Consider the following 14,402-nt stretch of genomic DNA (forward strand, 5'->3'; position numbering starts at 1 on the left):
GCGTGGCTAACCCCAACGGCGCGGGCGCCGCGCCGTTGGGGCTAGTGTTTACGGATCAGCGGGTATAAGGGCCTTGCAAGTTGACCTGGGTGCCGGCGAACCAGCCAAACCAAGCGGTGATACCGAGCCAGGGCTGGGTCCGCGCCAGGACATCCATCAGATTGACGTTCAGTGTGTCAGTGAGGTCCGTCATCATCGCCGGCGTCGGATAGCTTTTGATGACGCCACTGCTGCTCCAGACGATCGCAAACTCGTAATACGTCCCCTCGACATAGGTGCCTTCCGGAGCTTCTGGAATGGTGAGTGGAATATAAGCACTGTATCCCGGGCCGACGTATGGATTGGGGTAGGCCCAGGCGATTGCCCAGTAGAGCGGCATCAGGTTCTGGTAGGCCTGCAGCATCAGCCCGTTGGCCATGGCGGTGGCAGTGGAACTGTCGTAGTCCGTCGAGGAACCGCCGTTGTTGCCGGTGGGTATCGGGAGGTTACCGTTGTCGGCATACCTGTAGAAGTTCACCAGGCGTCCATGGTCGCCGGCGATGGTCGTGTAGAAGTGACTGAGGCTCTTGTTGCTCGCTTCGAAGGAGTCAGCGACCTGATCCCAGTACTGGCTGATGGTGATCGAACTGGACGTCCCGCCGAGGGTGTTGGTGATCACACGAATGACATCGGTCACGGCAACCGCCGCCAGGTTGGCCCAGGCAGCAGTGGTTCCGGAGAAGAACCATACCAGCGAATAACCGAGGTCCTTGAGCAACTGGCCGAAGTCCAGCAGCGTACTGTCGTCGGTCTTGGCTTGCATGTTGGCGATAGCGCCGCTTATCAGGCTATTTGCCGTGCCTTGGGCTGTGTTCAGGGTTCCTTGGGTGTAGGTGTAGAGGGATTGGAGTTGTTCGACGGCGCTCATCTCCTGCCAGACGGTATAGATGATTTGGAGCCAGTCGTCAGCGGCCACGCCGGTCGGCGCCGCCGGTGCGGTTGGAGACAGGCTGTAGTTGCCGTCCGTGTCGAATTGCAACCAGTTGTCGAGCTGGTTGGCGACGGTGTTCGGGGACCAGGCGGGAGAAGCCACAGCCAGCTCACGCGGATCGAGTGGGTCATTGGAGTTCGCGCCATTGATGATATTGCCAAGCACGATGCACAGCGCCGAGTAGGCACCGTTGAAATCAGGCCAGGCGACTGCGGGCTGATCGACGATGGATTGCAGCAGGTCCATGGTCGGCTGCTGTGGCGCAAAACAGATGACAATGTCGTGGGTGAAGAGGGTGTACCACTCGCCTCCCTCGGGGTATTGGGCCGAGCAATAGCCAAAGGTAGCGGCGCCGCATACAGCACCGTAGCGCATGGCCCAACGGTTGGCGGCCACGGCGAGGACACTCATGTTCGTATCCATCAGGTTCGGGCTGTTCAAGGGTTCGAGAATGCCCGCGAGGATCTGATCCATGAGGGCGGCTCGACCAGCCTCGAACACTTGGATACCAGGGGTGTTGCTGAAAGCGAAAACACCGCGGATGGTCTGGTCACCTTCGACCGCCATTTCCCAGCTCGGGATGCCGGCCACGTAGGCGTTACCGTTGGCGTCGTTTTGCGACAGGGCATAGGCATGGGCGGCAGCGGCCCAGCGGCGCTCGTCAGGATCGCCGGTCTGGTTCGTGGTCAATGTGAGGGGCGGCTGGTTGCCATAGACACTCGCCAACGCGGCGTTGAGTTCGTCGTCGCTGGGTTGGAGCACGGTGACCTGGGTCCCCACAGGGAACAGAAATGCCCCGACGACGGGATTGCCGTTGTCATCGAAGCCCGTTTCCCATGACGGGATAGCGAAAGCATAAAGCGGGTTGCCATTGCCGTCCTGCTGGCTCAGTGCCCAACGGAGAATGCCGTTTGCCCAGTAGCGGTAATCAATGAAGGAACCGGTCAAAGGAGGATTGATTTCCGAGAGCATCTGAAGCACGTCACTTTGCAGAATATTCTGCCAGACAACGGTCACGCTGGTGCTTTCGATGCCGGCATTGACGGGCGGAACTGTGGCAAATGCAGGGGCGGTGGCGCTTTTCGTATATCCAGAGGCGTCGAGGCTGAACATGAGAGATCTCCCTATCCGCGGATAAAAGCAGCTTTTGAGTGATGCTTCGTGGCTGCGAAGCGTTGAAAGTCTAGTCCGGTATCCGTACCGTGCTAGTGGCCTGTGGCCTCTTTATTTACGAAAAATAGGATTAACAAGCCGGTTTTATTGCCCAAGACAGGCCACCCGCTTCTGCCATTCCCTGCCGTTCAGAATCTTCATTGCATCGAAGCGGGCGCCTGGCGTCTACTCTGGACAGTCAAACTGTCTTCGTGTGTCTCTTTGTGGAGCCGTGCAATGGTCAAAAGCTGGAATGGTCAGGTCGCATTGGTCAGTGGCGCTGGCAGCGAACATGGGATTGGCCTGGCTATCGCGCGACGGCTCGGGGAGGCGGGTGCAAAACTGATCATCACCGGCAGCAGTGCCCGTATCCATGATCGCGTCGCGCAACTGAGTGCGGAAGGTCATGAGGTGCAAGGACGTGCTGCGGATCTTACTCAACCGGCCCAGGTCGACGAACTGGTGACCTGGGCTGAATCGCTATGGGGGCGGATCGATATACTCGTGAACAACGCCGGCATGGCGGTTCAGGGGGAACCTGAAACGTTCGCTGAAGTGGCCACTATGAGCGTCGAGCTGTGGAACACTTCGATTGCCCGTAATCTGACCACTGCATTCCTGCTGACCCGCGCGGTGTTGCCGGGAATGCAGAATCGTCGTTACGGACGCATCGTCCAGATCAGTTCTACCACTGGCACCCGCGTCAGCAACCCCGGCGAGGCCGCGTATGCGGCGGCGAAAGCAGGGATGGTGGGCATGAACATGAGCCTGGCGCTGGAAGTCGCGCCGTACGGTATCACTGTGAACTCAGTTGCTCCTGGGTGGATCGCGACGCAGTCCAGCACGGCGGAGGAAATGAGCGCAGCGCAGTATGTTCCTGTCGGGCGTGCCGGTAGACCGGATGAGGTGGCTGCGGCGGTCGCTTTTCTGGCTTCCCCGGAGTCCAGCTACATTACGGGCGAGGTTCTGGTGGTGGATGGGGGCAACTGCCTTTCCGAGAACAAAGGCCGAGCGTGAAAAAGACGATCCTTTTTCATACGTAACTCTCTGATTGGGCCTACGAGCTAAGCGGGAACAGCCCGCTACCCATGACTGAGTAGATGAGAAATAGTGCTCCGTAGAACAGATTCGTCAGCTTCGCAGAGCGTTCTAATAATAATCCCCCCGATATTTCATGGCGGTTCAACAGGACCGCTGAATCTCTTAGTCAACTGAGTTTTTACGTTGTTGATCGGTGCAGCTCATGCATCAGCGACGTCAAGCGCAGATGATGTATCTTTTTTTTGGTATCACGGTGTAATACCATGAACAACAAGCAGCTCGGCACGCTCAGAGCCATATTCTCTAGGCCGACACCTTCAACGCTGGAGTGGGCTCGTATTGAGTCGTTGCTCAGCGCAACGGGTGCCAAGACCATCGAAGGCAGTGGATCGCGTGTACGTTTCGAATTGAACGGTGTGGTCGCAACATTCCACCGCCCCCACCCAGACAAAGAAGCAAAGCCCTACCAGGTACGTGATGCTCGGGCTTTCCTTGAACAAGCAGGAGTTATCCCGTGAACGTTATGAATTATCAAGGCTATGCCGCTCGGATTGACTACAGCGATGAAGACGGTCTCTTTGTAGGCCACATCGCTGGTATCAAGGATATCGTAGGCTTTCACGGCGAATCTGTCAGCGAGCTTCGGGCAGCGTTTGAAGAGGCGGTGACTGATTATTTGGAGACGTGTGCCAAACTGGGACGGGCACCGCAAAAGCCCTATTCTGGCAATCTCAGCCTACGCCTCGCCCCCGCGCTCCATGCAACAGTCGCCGTAAAAGCTCAGCTTGCTCACAAGAGCATCAACCAGTGGGTGGCTGATGTGCTTGATCGTGAGGCGCACGCCTGAGACAGGCTACGGCATCAGTCCTGACTCATCGCGCTCAGCCATGGCGTAATCGTAAATTCAAGACCAAAAAAACCGGCCACTCAGTGCCGGTTTTTTATATCCCTCGTCAAAACCACCATGACGCGAGACCAGAATTCGATTGGAGCGGGTGAAGGGAATCGAACCCTCGTTATCAGCTTGGGAAGCTGGAGTAATGCCATTATACGACACCCGCTCAGAGCGGCTGACTTTGTACCAGATGTGGGCGCGGATTTGAAGTTTTTCTTTGCCTGCGGCGAGGTTCCCGGGCAACCCAAGCCTCAAACCAGAGCGGTCATTCGCGGGCAAGCCCCGTTGTCGAGGGGACGGAGCTTGCTCGCGAGGACGCGGTTTCAGATTGCCAGTGCATGGTAGCCCTGCATCTGGCTGTAACGCGGTCGACTTTCGTGGTGGCCCGGCTTGAGGAAGCCGAGCAACGCGTTACGGCTGTCCCGGAAGGCGGCCTTGTGTTCCATGTCCAGGAAGTGCCCGGTGGCTTGCAGCGTGCTGAACGTACTGTGTTGCACATAGTCGGCGAACAGCCTGGCGTCGGCGGCCGAGGTGTATTCGTCCCATTCACCGTTGAGGAACAGCACCGGTACGTTGATTTTTTTTGCGGCCGTTGCATAGCAGCGCAGGTCGCTCTGGAGCACTTCGCTGATGTGGAAATGCATCTGTCCATATTCATGCTCGGCCAGATTGCTGACATGGCGATGGTTGAAGCGCTTGAACAGCGGTGGCAGGTGTTTGCCGATGGTGCTGTTGACCAGATGCCCCACCCGGTCGCCGTCCAGGCTGCTCAGGTAATCGACGCCACGTTCGAGGTAGTCGCGCATGGGGGCATTGAGAACCGGTGAAAATGAGCTGATCACTGCTTTTTCGATGCGCCGTGGGCGATGGGACAATGCGGTCAACGTGGCGGCGCCGCCCCATGAGAATGACAACACGTGTTCGGCGGCGAAATGATCGATCAGTTCCAGCAGGATCTGGCCCTCGACCTCCTTCGTCAGCATCTTCTCGTGCCGGTTGTGGGGCTTGGACTTGCCTGCGTACGGTTGGTCGTACAGTACGACGTTGAATTGCGGATGAAGGTTCTTGACGGTCTGTGCAAACGACGCGGTAGTGGCCAGCGAGCCGTTGACCAGAATGATGGTCTTTTGTGCGGCGTCTGCGCGATAGAACTCCGTGTAAACCCGATACTGACCCTGTATATCCAGCACAGCGATTTCTGGCCTCATGTCATAGACTCCTGGCAAGCGGGTATGCGCGCAATGAGATTGCACGGGCAATGTGACAGGTAGGCATTCGCCTGGAAGATAAGGCCCAAGTCGATCCCAAGGAAGCGGTCGACGGGTGTTGTTATTTGGCGGGCAGTCTGTCGGCGGGCAAGGCGCAACCAGAGGGTTGCGGCCGACAAAAAGTTTCTTAGAGGTATGGGGTGACTCATCGGTCACATTTCGGCCGACGGTTTGATTCAAGCAGGGGGACGGCCGTTGCGCAAGTGTCCTTTTGAAAATTGTTCGACGCTTCTGCCCGACGGTCGTCTGATCAGATCAGGCAGACCTCTGCCGGGGTCAAGGCGCGGTAATGGCCCGGCTCGAGATCGGCGTCCAGCGAAAGCGGCCCCATGCGTTCGCGATGCAGGCGCAGCACTTTGTTGTCGAAGTGGCCGAACATGCGTTTGACCTGGTGATAGCGTCCTTCAACGATGCTCAGCCGCGCCGACTTCGGGCCCAGCAGTGTCAACTCCGCAGGCTGGGTGGTGAGGTCTTCGAAGGCAAAGTACAGGCCTCGGGCGAAGGTGATGGCGTACTCGGCAGTGATGGTCTGCTCGGTCTCGACGTAGTAGACCTTTGGCAGCTTCGTTTGCGGCTGGGTCAGGCGTCGCGACCAGTTGCCGTCATTGGTGATCAGCATCAGCCCGGTGGTGTTGAAATCCAGACGTCCGGCGATGTGCAGGTCGTCCTTGTCCGGTTCGTCCAGCCAATCGAGTACGGTGGGGTGCTGCGGATCGCGCGTGGCACTGACGCAGCCGGCAGGTTTATGCAACATGAAATACCGCGCCGGTCGGCCTGCCTGCAACAGTTCGTCGTCGACTTCGACACGGCTGAACTCACGGACCTGGGCGTGCGGGTCGCTGATCACCAGGCCGTCGATTCGCACCCGGCGCGTCACCAACAACAACCGGACCTGTTGGCGATTGAAGCGCGGCAGATTGCTGAGGAAACGGTCGACACGCATGGGTATTCAGGCATAGGAGCGGAGGTGGGGATCTTACGCGATCGGTGGCTGTCTGGCGCGCAATTGGCTTTCGACCTGGGCGCAGCGCGGGCACAGGCAGGATTGTTCGCGCAGCTCGACCGGCAATGCCTCGAGCACAGCCGGGTCGATACTCACGCCGTAGCACCAGCAGGTTCGGTCGGCTGTTTTCGGGTTGGCCAGGGTGCAGTCGTTGGCGCTGCCGCAGGCAGGGCACAGGTCGGGTTTATTCATAACTGGAGTGGGGCATCTCAACGCAGGTTCGGTTGCTTCCGGTCTGTCGGGCACGTTGCAGTGCATGATCGGTCCGCGACAGCAGGCTGTGCAAGGCGTCGTTGTCTTGCAAGGTGGTGAGGCCGATGCTGACGGTTGCCAACAGTTGTTTGCCACTGCAGAAATAGCGCTGCTTCTCGATGTGCTGACGAATTTTCTCGGCGATTTTCAGACCTGTCTGTCCGTCGGTGTCCTTGAGCAGGACGACAAAGGCGTCGGTGCTCCAGCGACACACGATGTCCGAATGCCGCAGGCTATCGCTCAGGTCGCGGGCAAATCCGCTCAGCAGCTGGTCGCTGACGATGTGACCATGGGTGGTGTCCAGTCGCTTGAAATCGTCCAGCTCCACCAGCAGCGCCGTCAAGGGTTTGGGCTCGCGCTGGGCTTCGTGCAGGGCTTGCACGGCCAGCAGGTCGAAGCCACGACGGTTCGGCAATTCGGTCAGGCTGTCGAGCGTTGCCTGGGCGTCGATGCGGCGTTGATAACCCCCGATGATCCGGCACAGCACCGCCAACACCACCAGCGTGACCAGCAGGCCGATCACGAGGTTCAGGTACAGGACCTTGATCTGGTGGTCACGGATCGAGGTGTGGGCGACGTAATAGCCCAGCAGCGAAATCACCAGAAAACTCGTACCCAACAGTACCGCCAGTGTCAGGAGCGGTTTGCGTTGGGAATACAACGGCGAACGAGGCGACATGGCGATTCCCTGAGCGGCGATCGGATGGATTCAGTTTAGTGGCTTGTAGGAAATGGCAATGGGATTTGTAGAGGGGCGGTCTGTGGCGAGGAAGGGGGCAAGGTCTGGAAAACAGGCAAAAAGCTACATGTTTCAACTTATTGCCAAATCGCACCAGATTCCGTTTTCGTTGTCAGATTAGTCGACAGTTACCGAAAGGTGGCTGCCGCCCATCAGCGTCGCTGATGTGGCTCATTCGCGGTCCAGGAGGCCGCCATGTATCGACGATTGCTGCTCATTGCGTTTCTCGGTTTGACTCTTTCGGCATGCGTGCCTTACTACGACGGAGACTCGAGCTATTACCGTTCGGAGGTCTATACCTCACCGGCGCCGGTCTATTACGGCGGTGGGAGTTACTACTCGGGGCCGCGCTACTATTCGGCACCCAGGTATTACCAATCGGCGCCGCGCTATTATTCGCCGCGCTACTATCAACCCGGCCCTCGCTATTATTATTCACCACCGCGAGCGGCCTATCGGTCTTATCCGAGTCGGGGCGGCTGGGACGGCCGTTACCGGGGTGGTTGGGATGATAATCGGCGTGGCGGGCATGATCGGCGTGGTCGGGGCGATCATGATGGACGGGGCAATCACCGCTGATCTCCAGATTATTGAAAGCGGCGCATCGAGCGCCGCTTTTTTTCGCCTGTAGCAAAACCTGTGTGAGCGAGCCTGCTTGCGAAAGCGTCGGGTCAGTGCCGTCAAGGTTGGCTGACACACCGCTATCGCGAGCAGGCTCGGTCCCACACGGTTTCATTCACTCATTAGCCAGATCCGCCAGCGGATGCCGTCCTTCCCAGGCTTTGTGAAAGTGCGCCTCCACTGCCGCTTCCGGCACATGGTTGATGTCCGGCCAGTGCCAGCGGGGTTTCTGGTCCTTGTCGATCAACCGGGCCCGCACCCCTTCGCTGAATTCAGGATGCCGGCAGCAGTTGAGACTCAATGTGTATTCCATGCGAAACACGCTGGCCAAGGACAAATGCCGAGCCCGGGCGATCTGTTCCCAGACCAGATGGGCGGTCAACGGGGAGCCTTCGGTCATGGTCCTGGCAGCCTTGGCAATCAGCGGGTCCGGATGCTCCACCAGCAAGCTGAGGGCCTTCCAGGCGCAGCGCACGTCGCTGACATCCAACCATTCGTCGATTTGTTGCCGACGTGGCAACCACTGGGCTTCGGGTAACTGCTCGGACGCTTCGCGCGCCAAGGCCTTGAGCAGGCTGTTGAGTTGCATGTCGGTCTGTTCCTGCCAGTTGAGCTGCAGCAGGCCTTCGATCAGATCGTCCTGTTGTTCGTCCAGTAAGAATCGGTCGGCCAGGCCCAGGTCGATGGCGTCCCGGGCGTTCATGTGGGCGCCGGTCAGGCCGAGAAACAGCCCGAGCTTGCCCGGCAGGCGCGACAGGAACCAACTGGCGCCGACATCCGGGTACAGGCCGATGCTGATTTCCGGCATCGCCAGGCGACTGCTTGGTGTGACGATCCGGGTGCTGGCGCCCTGCAACAGGCCCATGCCGCCGCCGAGCACGTAGCCGTGGCCCCAGCACACCAAGGGCTTGGGATAGGTGTGCAAGTTGAAGTCCAGGCGATATTCCGCCGCGAAGAATTGCGCCGCCATCGGCGGCACTTCGCCGGGATGGGCACGACAGGCTTCCACCAGGCTGCGTACTTCGCCCCCTGCGCAGAAGGCCTTGGCGCCGTTGCCGCGCAGTAATACACAAACGATCTGTGGTTCCCGGGCCCAGACATCGAGACGATCGCGCAAGGCGTTGATCATCGGCAAGGACAGGGCGTTCAAGGATTTTTCGGCGTCCAGGGTAGCGATGCCGATACGGGCCCCCGTGATGCCCGTGAGCTCTTCGAAGTGCAGATTCATCGTGACCTCGATCAGAAATTGAATGTTCAGTATGAACGCTGCGTGGGAAAGTGCCGGTTCTGCGTCAGATCAATTGACAAGCCATGTAGGCTTTCCTAGGGTGCGCCCATTGTTTTTTACCGGATGCAACCATGACTGCTGACGACCGTATCAAACTCGAACCGAGCTGGAAGCAGGCACTGCGTGCCGAGTTCGACCAACCCTACATGGCGGAGTTGCGTGAGTTCCTACGCAGTGAATACGCTGCTGGCAAGGAGATCTATCCGCCGGCTCCACTGATTTTCAATGCCCTCAATTCCACGCCGCTGGATAAGGTCAAGGTGGTGATTCTCGGCCAGGACCCTTACCACGGTCCAGGCCAGGCCCATGGCTTGTGCTTCTCGGTACAGCCGGGTGTGCCGACACCGCCGTCCCTGGTGAACATCTACAAGGAACTGAAGCGCGACCTGAACATCGACATTCCGAATCACGGCTACCTGCAAAGCTGGGCCGACCAGGGCGTGTTGCTGCTCAACACGACCCTGACCGTGGAGCGCGCCAATGCCAACGCCCACGCCAAAAAAGGCTGGCAACACTTTACCGACAGGATCATTGAAGTCGTCAGCGAACACCAGCCGCACTTGGTGTTCCTGTTGTGGGGCGCCCATGCCCAGAGCAAGCAGACGCTGATCGATGCCACCAAGCATTTGGTGCTGACTTCGGTCCATCCGTCACCGCTGTCGGCCCACCGAGGTTTCATCGGCTGCGGCCATTTCAGCCGGACCAACAAGTTTCTCCAACAACATGGCGAGGCGCCGATCGATTGGCGGTTGCCGCCGGTTTAAGTGTTCGGCAATGCGGGCCTCATCGCGAGCAAGCCCACTCCCACAGGGTTATCAGGCCGAACCGGGCCTGCGCATCCAATACCTGAACAATGGCTCCGCCAGAAACAACACGAACAACAGCCGCATCACCTGCAACGCTGTCACCAATGGCACCGACAGTTGCAGCGTCTCCGCTGTCAGGCTCATTTCCGCGATGCCGCCGGGCATCATGCCGAGGGTCAGTGAACGCAGGTCCAGATGGGTCAGCGTGCTCAGGCCCAGGGCCGCAAGAGTGGCGATCAGCATCGTCAACACGGTGCCGATCAAGGTGCGCCCCATGAATGAGGGCGCCCGGCGAAAGAACTGCCGGTTGAAGTGACAACCCAACCCGCTGCCGATCAGCCACTGGCCAATCTGGCTGCCGCCGTTGGGCAGGCCGATGTGCAGGTCCCAGCCGATGCTGACCGCCGCACTCACCAGCAGCGGCCCGAACAGCCACGGGTTGGGTTGACGCAGGCGTTCCCAGATCCAGGCGAGCAGGGCGCCCGCCGGGAACAACAGCGCCAGCCACAGCCAGTCCACGGTGGTGGCGTGCTGCACTGGTGCGCCTTCGCCCAACAGGTATTTGAAGGCAGCAGGCACGCACAACACCACCACCAAGACTCGCAAGCTCTGGCCCGCGGCGACGCGGCTCAGGTCCGCGCCATTGCGCGAGCCAAGGTTGACCATTTCACCGGAACCGCCCGGCATGCTGGAGAAAAACGCGGTGGCGCGGTCTTCGCCGGTGCGGCGCATCAGCCACACACTCACCACGCTGGACACGCTGGTGATCAGCGCGCCGAAGAAGATCAGGCCGAAGTGGCCCAACACCTGTTCCATCACCTGTGGGGTGAAATGCAGGCCGATGCCGATGCCCACCACCCATTGGCCGCATTTACGGCCACCGGGGATTTCCATCAACTGCCATGGCGTCAGGCAGCGCACCAGGATGATCGCCAGCAACGAGCCGACCATCCAGGGCAAAGGCCAGCCGATCAGGCTGGCCAGATAACCGCCGGCCAGGCCGACCAGCGGTGTTCCCCACCATTGTCTGAAGGTCGTTTCAGACATTGGCCACGGCACGTCGTTGGGCGCTGCGACGACGCCAGATCCGCAGCAGTGGCATGAACAGCATGATCGCTGTCAGGATCCAGCAGCCGAAGGTGATCGGGCTCGACCAGAGGATTTCCAATGCACCGTTGGAAATCGACAGCGCGCGCCGCAGGTTCTGTTCCATCAGACCGCCAAGGATGAACCCCAGCAGGACCGGCGACAGCGGGAAGTCCAGCTTGCGCAGGATGTAGCCGAAGATGCCGATGCCAGTCATCAGGAACAGGTCGAACGTGGTGGCGTGCACCGCGTAGACACCGATGCCGGTGATGATGGCGATGACCGGCACCAGTGCCCAGTTCGGTACCGCCAGGATACGGGTAAACACGCGGATCATCGGGATGTTGAGGATCACCAGCATGATGTTGGCAACGAACAACGACGCGATCAGGCCCCAGACGATGTCCGGTTGTTGTTGGAACAACAGTGGGCCGGGGGTGATGTTGTACAGCGACAGCGCGCCGATCATGACCGCCGTGGTGCCCGAGCCGGGAACGCCGAGGGTCAGCATCGGTACCAGCGCACCGCAGGCCGCGCCGCCGATGGCGGTTTCCGGGGCTGCGAGGCCGCGCTTGTCGCCTTGGCCGAAAGTGCCGCTGGCACCGGCGATGCGTTTTTCGGTCATGTAGGCCACGGCACTGGCCAGTGTTGCACCGGCACCAGGCAACACGCCCATGATGAAACCAAGCACGCCGCAACGCAGGTTCACGATGAATACCGACGCGGCTTCCTTGAAGTTGAACATCATCCGCCCGGTGGCGGTCACCGCTTCCTGGCCGCGATGGGTTTTTTCCAGCATCAACAGGATTTCGCTGACGGAGAACAGACCCAGTACCAGCACGACGAACTGGATACCGTCGGCCAGGTGAACGCTGTCACCGGTGAAGCGGTACACGCCGCTGTTGGCGTCGATCCCGACAGAGGACAGGAACAGACCGATCAACGCCGCGATAAACGTCTTGAGCGGGCGGTCGCCAGCCATGCCGCCGAGGCAGACAATGGCGAACACCATCAGGACGAAATATTCCGCCGGCCCGAAGGCAATCGCCCATTTGGCCAGTAGTGGGGCGAACAGCACCATGCCGCAGGTGGCAATGAACGCTCCGATGAACGAACTCCACGCCGACAGCGACAACGCCACGCCGGCCAGGCCCTGGCGGGCCATCGGGTAGCCGTCGAGGGTGGTCATCACGGTGGAGGCTTCCCCCGGGATGTTGAGCAGGATCGAGCTGATGCGCCCGCCATATTCACAACCCAGGTACACCGCCGCCAGCAGGATCAGCGCCGACTCCGGTGGCAGGCCGAGGGCAAACGCAATCGGGATCAGCAGGGCCACGCCGTTGATCGGGCCCAGGCCGGGCAGCAGGCCGACCACGGTGCCGATCAGGGTGCCGGTCAGCGCAGTGACGAGGTTATAAGGCGTCAGCGCGACACCGAAACCCTGGCCGAGATAATTCAGGGTATCCATATCAATTCTCCAGGACGTCGAGCAGGCCCAGGGGCAGCGGCACGTCCATCAGCTTGTCGAACAACAGATAAAGACCGATGGCCATCAGGCTGATGATCACCACGCTCGGTACCCAGCGGCCGCCATACAGGCGGGCCATCGGCACCCCGATCAGGATGCTGGAGAGGATGAAGCCCAGAGGCTCGAAGGTTCCGGCAAATACCAGCAACAGCACGACGCAGATGCCGATTTTCTGCAGGGTTTCACGGTCCAGTTGCGGGTCGTCTTCGCTGTGCACGATGGGGGCAGGGCGGAACACCATGTACAGCAGCGCCAGGCCCATCAGTCCCAGCATGAGCAAGGGGAAGGCACGTGGGCCGACCGGTTCGTAGGAAAAAGCGGCCTGGTACGGCCAAGCCATCAATGCCAGGCCGATACAGACCAGTAACAGCACCGCGGCAAAAATACGCTGGAGGGTGAGCATGACTAACTCCTGGGCAGCGCCGGGGGAACCGACGCCGCCGCGAGAACAGAGACGGTTACTGGATCAGGCCGAACTCTTTGGCCAGCACCTTGTAATCAGCTACTTGTTTCTTCACGTAGGTGTCCAGTTCCGGGCCGGTCATGGCGAACGGGAACAGTTCGCGCTGGTCACGCAACTTGGCGAACTCTTCGGAAGCCAGCAGCTTGTCGAACGCGTCTTTCCACCAGGCATAGTCTTCATCGCTCACCTTCGGCCCGAGGTAGAAGCCGCGCACCACTGGCCACAGGATGTCGTAGCCTTGCTCGCGAGCGGTGGGAATGTCCTTCATTTCCGGCTCGTCCAGGCGCTTCTCTGCGAACACCGCCAACAGGCGCATGTCACCGCTCAGGATGTGAGGCATGGAGTCGGAAATGTCCGTACTGCCCACCTGGATGTGACCGCCCAGCAGGGCAGTGGCGATCTCACCGCCGCCTTCGAGTGCCACGTAGCGCAATTTGCGCGGATCGATACCCGCGGCCTTGGCGATCAGGGCGGTTTGCATCCAGTCCTGGCTGCCGACGGTGCCGCCGGAACCGATGACGACGGATCCCGGATCTTTCTTCAGGGCTTGTACCAGATCGTCGAGGTTCTTGTAGGGGGAATCACTTTTCACAGCGATGGCACCATAGCTGGTACCCACGGCTGCCAGCCAGCGCACATTGGTTTCGTCGAAACGACCGAATTTGCCTTGTGCCAGGTTCAGCAATGAACCGCTGGACCAAGCCACCAACGTGCCGGCGTCTGCCGGGCGTTGCGCGACCACGGCGTTGTAGGCCACTGCACCGACACCGCCCGGCATGTAGGTGACACGCATCGGTTTGGTCAATAGCTTTTGGTTTACCAGCGCGCTTTGTGCCAGCTTGCAGGTCAGGTCAAAACCACCGCCGGGCGCTGCGGGGGCGATGCACTCCGGGCGCTTCGGCTCGGCGAGCAACTGTCCGGTGAACATCAGGCATCCGACGGCCAGGGCTACTTTACGCAGTGATAGGTTCATTCTCTTCTCCACAGGAGTTGTTATTGTGTGTTGCGGTCTTTGCGCTGCCGAACCCTCTGGATCGGGCAACAGGTTCATCGCAGGAACTTGAATCTATAGCTGACCCACCGGCACATGTCCGGGTATTCGCTGGCGGCACAGGCCACGAGGAGGCTGGTTGGGGCGGGAAAAGCGAGCAGGCATCGGCGCCTGGGGCTGCATGGACAGCATGGGGATACTCCGCTTTATTGTTCTTATGTGAAAACGCATCGGGGCGTTTCTCGTTCGCGATTGTGTTTGGCGATCGGCAGTCGAAACTGTCCGTGGGAGGACTCTAA

14 protein-coding genes, 1 tRNA gene and 1 pseudogene are annotated in these 14,402 nt (G+C 59.8%); 5 read left to right on the plus strand and 11 right to left on the minus strand.

The genetic code is table 11. The features are described from left to right. Positions 1-55 precede the first annotated feature (55 nt). Positions 56-2,083: a hypothetical protein gene (locus FBX99_RS12370; RefSeq protein ID WP_144929224.1), complete on the minus strand. Its 2,028-nt coding sequence runs from the start codon at positions 2,081-2,083 to the stop codon at positions 56-58. Positions 2,084-2,359: 276 nt separating this feature from the next. Here FBX99_RS12370 and FBX99_RS12375 point away from each other — a divergent pair, with 276 nt between their 5' ends. The 3 genes from FBX99_RS12375 (at position 2,360) to FBX99_RS12385 (ending at position 4,010) form a co-directional block, all read left to right on the plus strand. Then, positions 2,360-3,139, plus strand: a complete 780-nt coding sequence (locus tag FBX99_RS12375) for an SDR family NAD(P)-dependent oxidoreductase (RefSeq protein ID WP_145131719.1) — start codon at positions 2,360-2,362, stop codon at positions 3,137-3,139. A 287-nt stretch (positions 3,140-3,426) separates the two neighbouring features. After that, entirely contained in the window at positions 3,427-3,681 is a 255-nt protein-coding gene (locus tag FBX99_RS12380) for a type II toxin-antitoxin system HicA family toxin (RefSeq protein ID WP_145131721.1), read from the plus strand. Beyond that, positions 3,678-4,010, plus strand: a complete 333-nt coding sequence (locus FBX99_RS12385; RefSeq protein WP_144929218.1) for a type II toxin-antitoxin system HicB family antitoxin — start codon at positions 3,678-3,680, stop codon at positions 4,008-4,010. The genes FBX99_RS12380 and FBX99_RS12385 overlap by 4 nt, the downstream gene beginning before the upstream one ends. A gap of 140 nt (positions 4,011-4,150) precedes the next feature. On the opposite strand, the gene FBX99_RS12390 is transcribed toward FBX99_RS12385, so the two are convergent. The 5 genes and pseudogenes from FBX99_RS12390 to FBX99_RS12410 form a co-directional block, all read right to left on the minus strand. After that, positions 4,151-4,224 (minus strand) — tRNA-Gly (locus FBX99_RS12390). Positions 4,225-4,381: 157 nt separating this feature from the next. Further along, positions 4,382-5,266, minus strand: coding sequence for an alpha/beta fold hydrolase (locus tag FBX99_RS12395; RefSeq protein ID WP_144929216.1), 885 nt, complete (start codon positions 5,264-5,266; stop codon positions 4,382-4,384). A gap of 310 nt (positions 5,267-5,576) precedes the next feature. Further along, positions 5,577-6,269: a pseudouridine synthase gene (locus FBX99_RS12400; RefSeq protein ID WP_144929214.1), complete on the minus strand. Its 693-nt coding sequence runs from the start codon at positions 6,267-6,269 to the stop codon at positions 5,577-5,579. Positions 6,270-6,302: 33 nt separating this feature from the next. Next, positions 6,303-6,521, minus strand: a complete 219-nt coding sequence (locus FBX99_RS12405; RefSeq protein ID WP_144929212.1) for a cysteine-rich CWC family protein — start codon at positions 6,519-6,521, stop codon at positions 6,303-6,305. After that, a pseudogene (locus tag FBX99_RS12410) lies at positions 6,514-7,119 on the minus strand (GGDEF domain-containing protein); the annotation flags it as partial. The pseudogene FBX99_RS12410 and the gene FBX99_RS12405, both read right to left, overlap by 8 nt. A 396-nt stretch (positions 7,120-7,515) precedes the next feature. On the opposite strand from FBX99_RS12410, the gene FBX99_RS29160 reads away from it, so the two are divergent. Further along, the gene (locus tag FBX99_RS29160; RefSeq protein WP_144929208.1) at positions 7,516-7,899 is read left to right on the plus strand and encodes a hypothetical protein; all 384 of its coding nucleotides are present in this window, start codon (positions 7,516-7,518) and stop codon (positions 7,897-7,899) included. Between the two features lie 157 nt (positions 7,900-8,056). On the opposite strand, the gene FBX99_RS12420 is transcribed toward FBX99_RS29160, so the two are convergent. After that, entirely contained in the window at positions 8,057-9,169 is a 1,113-nt protein-coding gene (locus FBX99_RS12420; protein WP_145131723.1) for an enoyl-CoA hydratase/isomerase family protein, read from the minus strand. Positions 9,170-9,300: 131 nt separating this feature from the next. Between FBX99_RS12420 and ung the strand changes: the two genes are divergently transcribed. Next, a complete protein-coding gene (gene ung, locus FBX99_RS12425; protein WP_144929203.1) occupies positions 9,301-9,993 on the plus strand; it encodes a uracil-DNA glycosylase in 693 nt (230 codons plus the stop codon). Between the two features lie 51 nt (positions 9,994-10,044). On the opposite strand, the gene FBX99_RS12430 is transcribed toward ung, so the two are convergent. From FBX99_RS12430 to FBX99_RS12445, 4 genes are read right to left on the minus strand one after another with little or no spacing between them, the layout of a single operon-like run. Beyond that, positions 10,045-11,082 carry an AbrB family transcriptional regulator gene (locus FBX99_RS12430; RefSeq protein ID WP_144929201.1) on the minus strand — a complete coding sequence of 346 codons (1,038 nt, stop codon included), beginning with the start codon at positions 11,080-11,082 and terminating at the stop codon, positions 10,045-10,047. Continuing rightward, positions 11,075-12,589, minus strand: a complete 1,515-nt coding sequence (locus FBX99_RS12435) for a tripartite tricarboxylate transporter permease (RefSeq protein ID WP_144929199.1) — start codon at positions 12,587-12,589, stop codon at positions 11,075-11,077. Before FBX99_RS12435 ends, FBX99_RS12430 begins: the two co-directional genes overlap by 8 nt. Before the next feature lies 1 nt (position 12,590). Continuing rightward, entirely contained in the window at positions 12,591-13,052 is a 462-nt protein-coding gene (locus tag FBX99_RS12440; protein ID WP_144929197.1) for a tripartite tricarboxylate transporter TctB family protein, read from the minus strand. Between the two features lie 55 nt (positions 13,053-13,107). Next, positions 13,108-14,085: a tripartite tricarboxylate transporter substrate binding protein gene (locus FBX99_RS12445; RefSeq protein WP_047701776.1), complete on the minus strand. Its 978-nt coding sequence runs from the start codon at positions 14,083-14,085 to the stop codon at positions 13,108-13,110. Positions 14,086-14,402 lie beyond the last annotated feature (317 nt).

Source organism: Pseudomonas sp. SJZ074, from assembly GCF_007828215.1.
Classification (GTDB): domain Bacteria; phylum Pseudomonadota; class Gammaproteobacteria; order Pseudomonadales; family Pseudomonadaceae; genus Aquipseudomonas.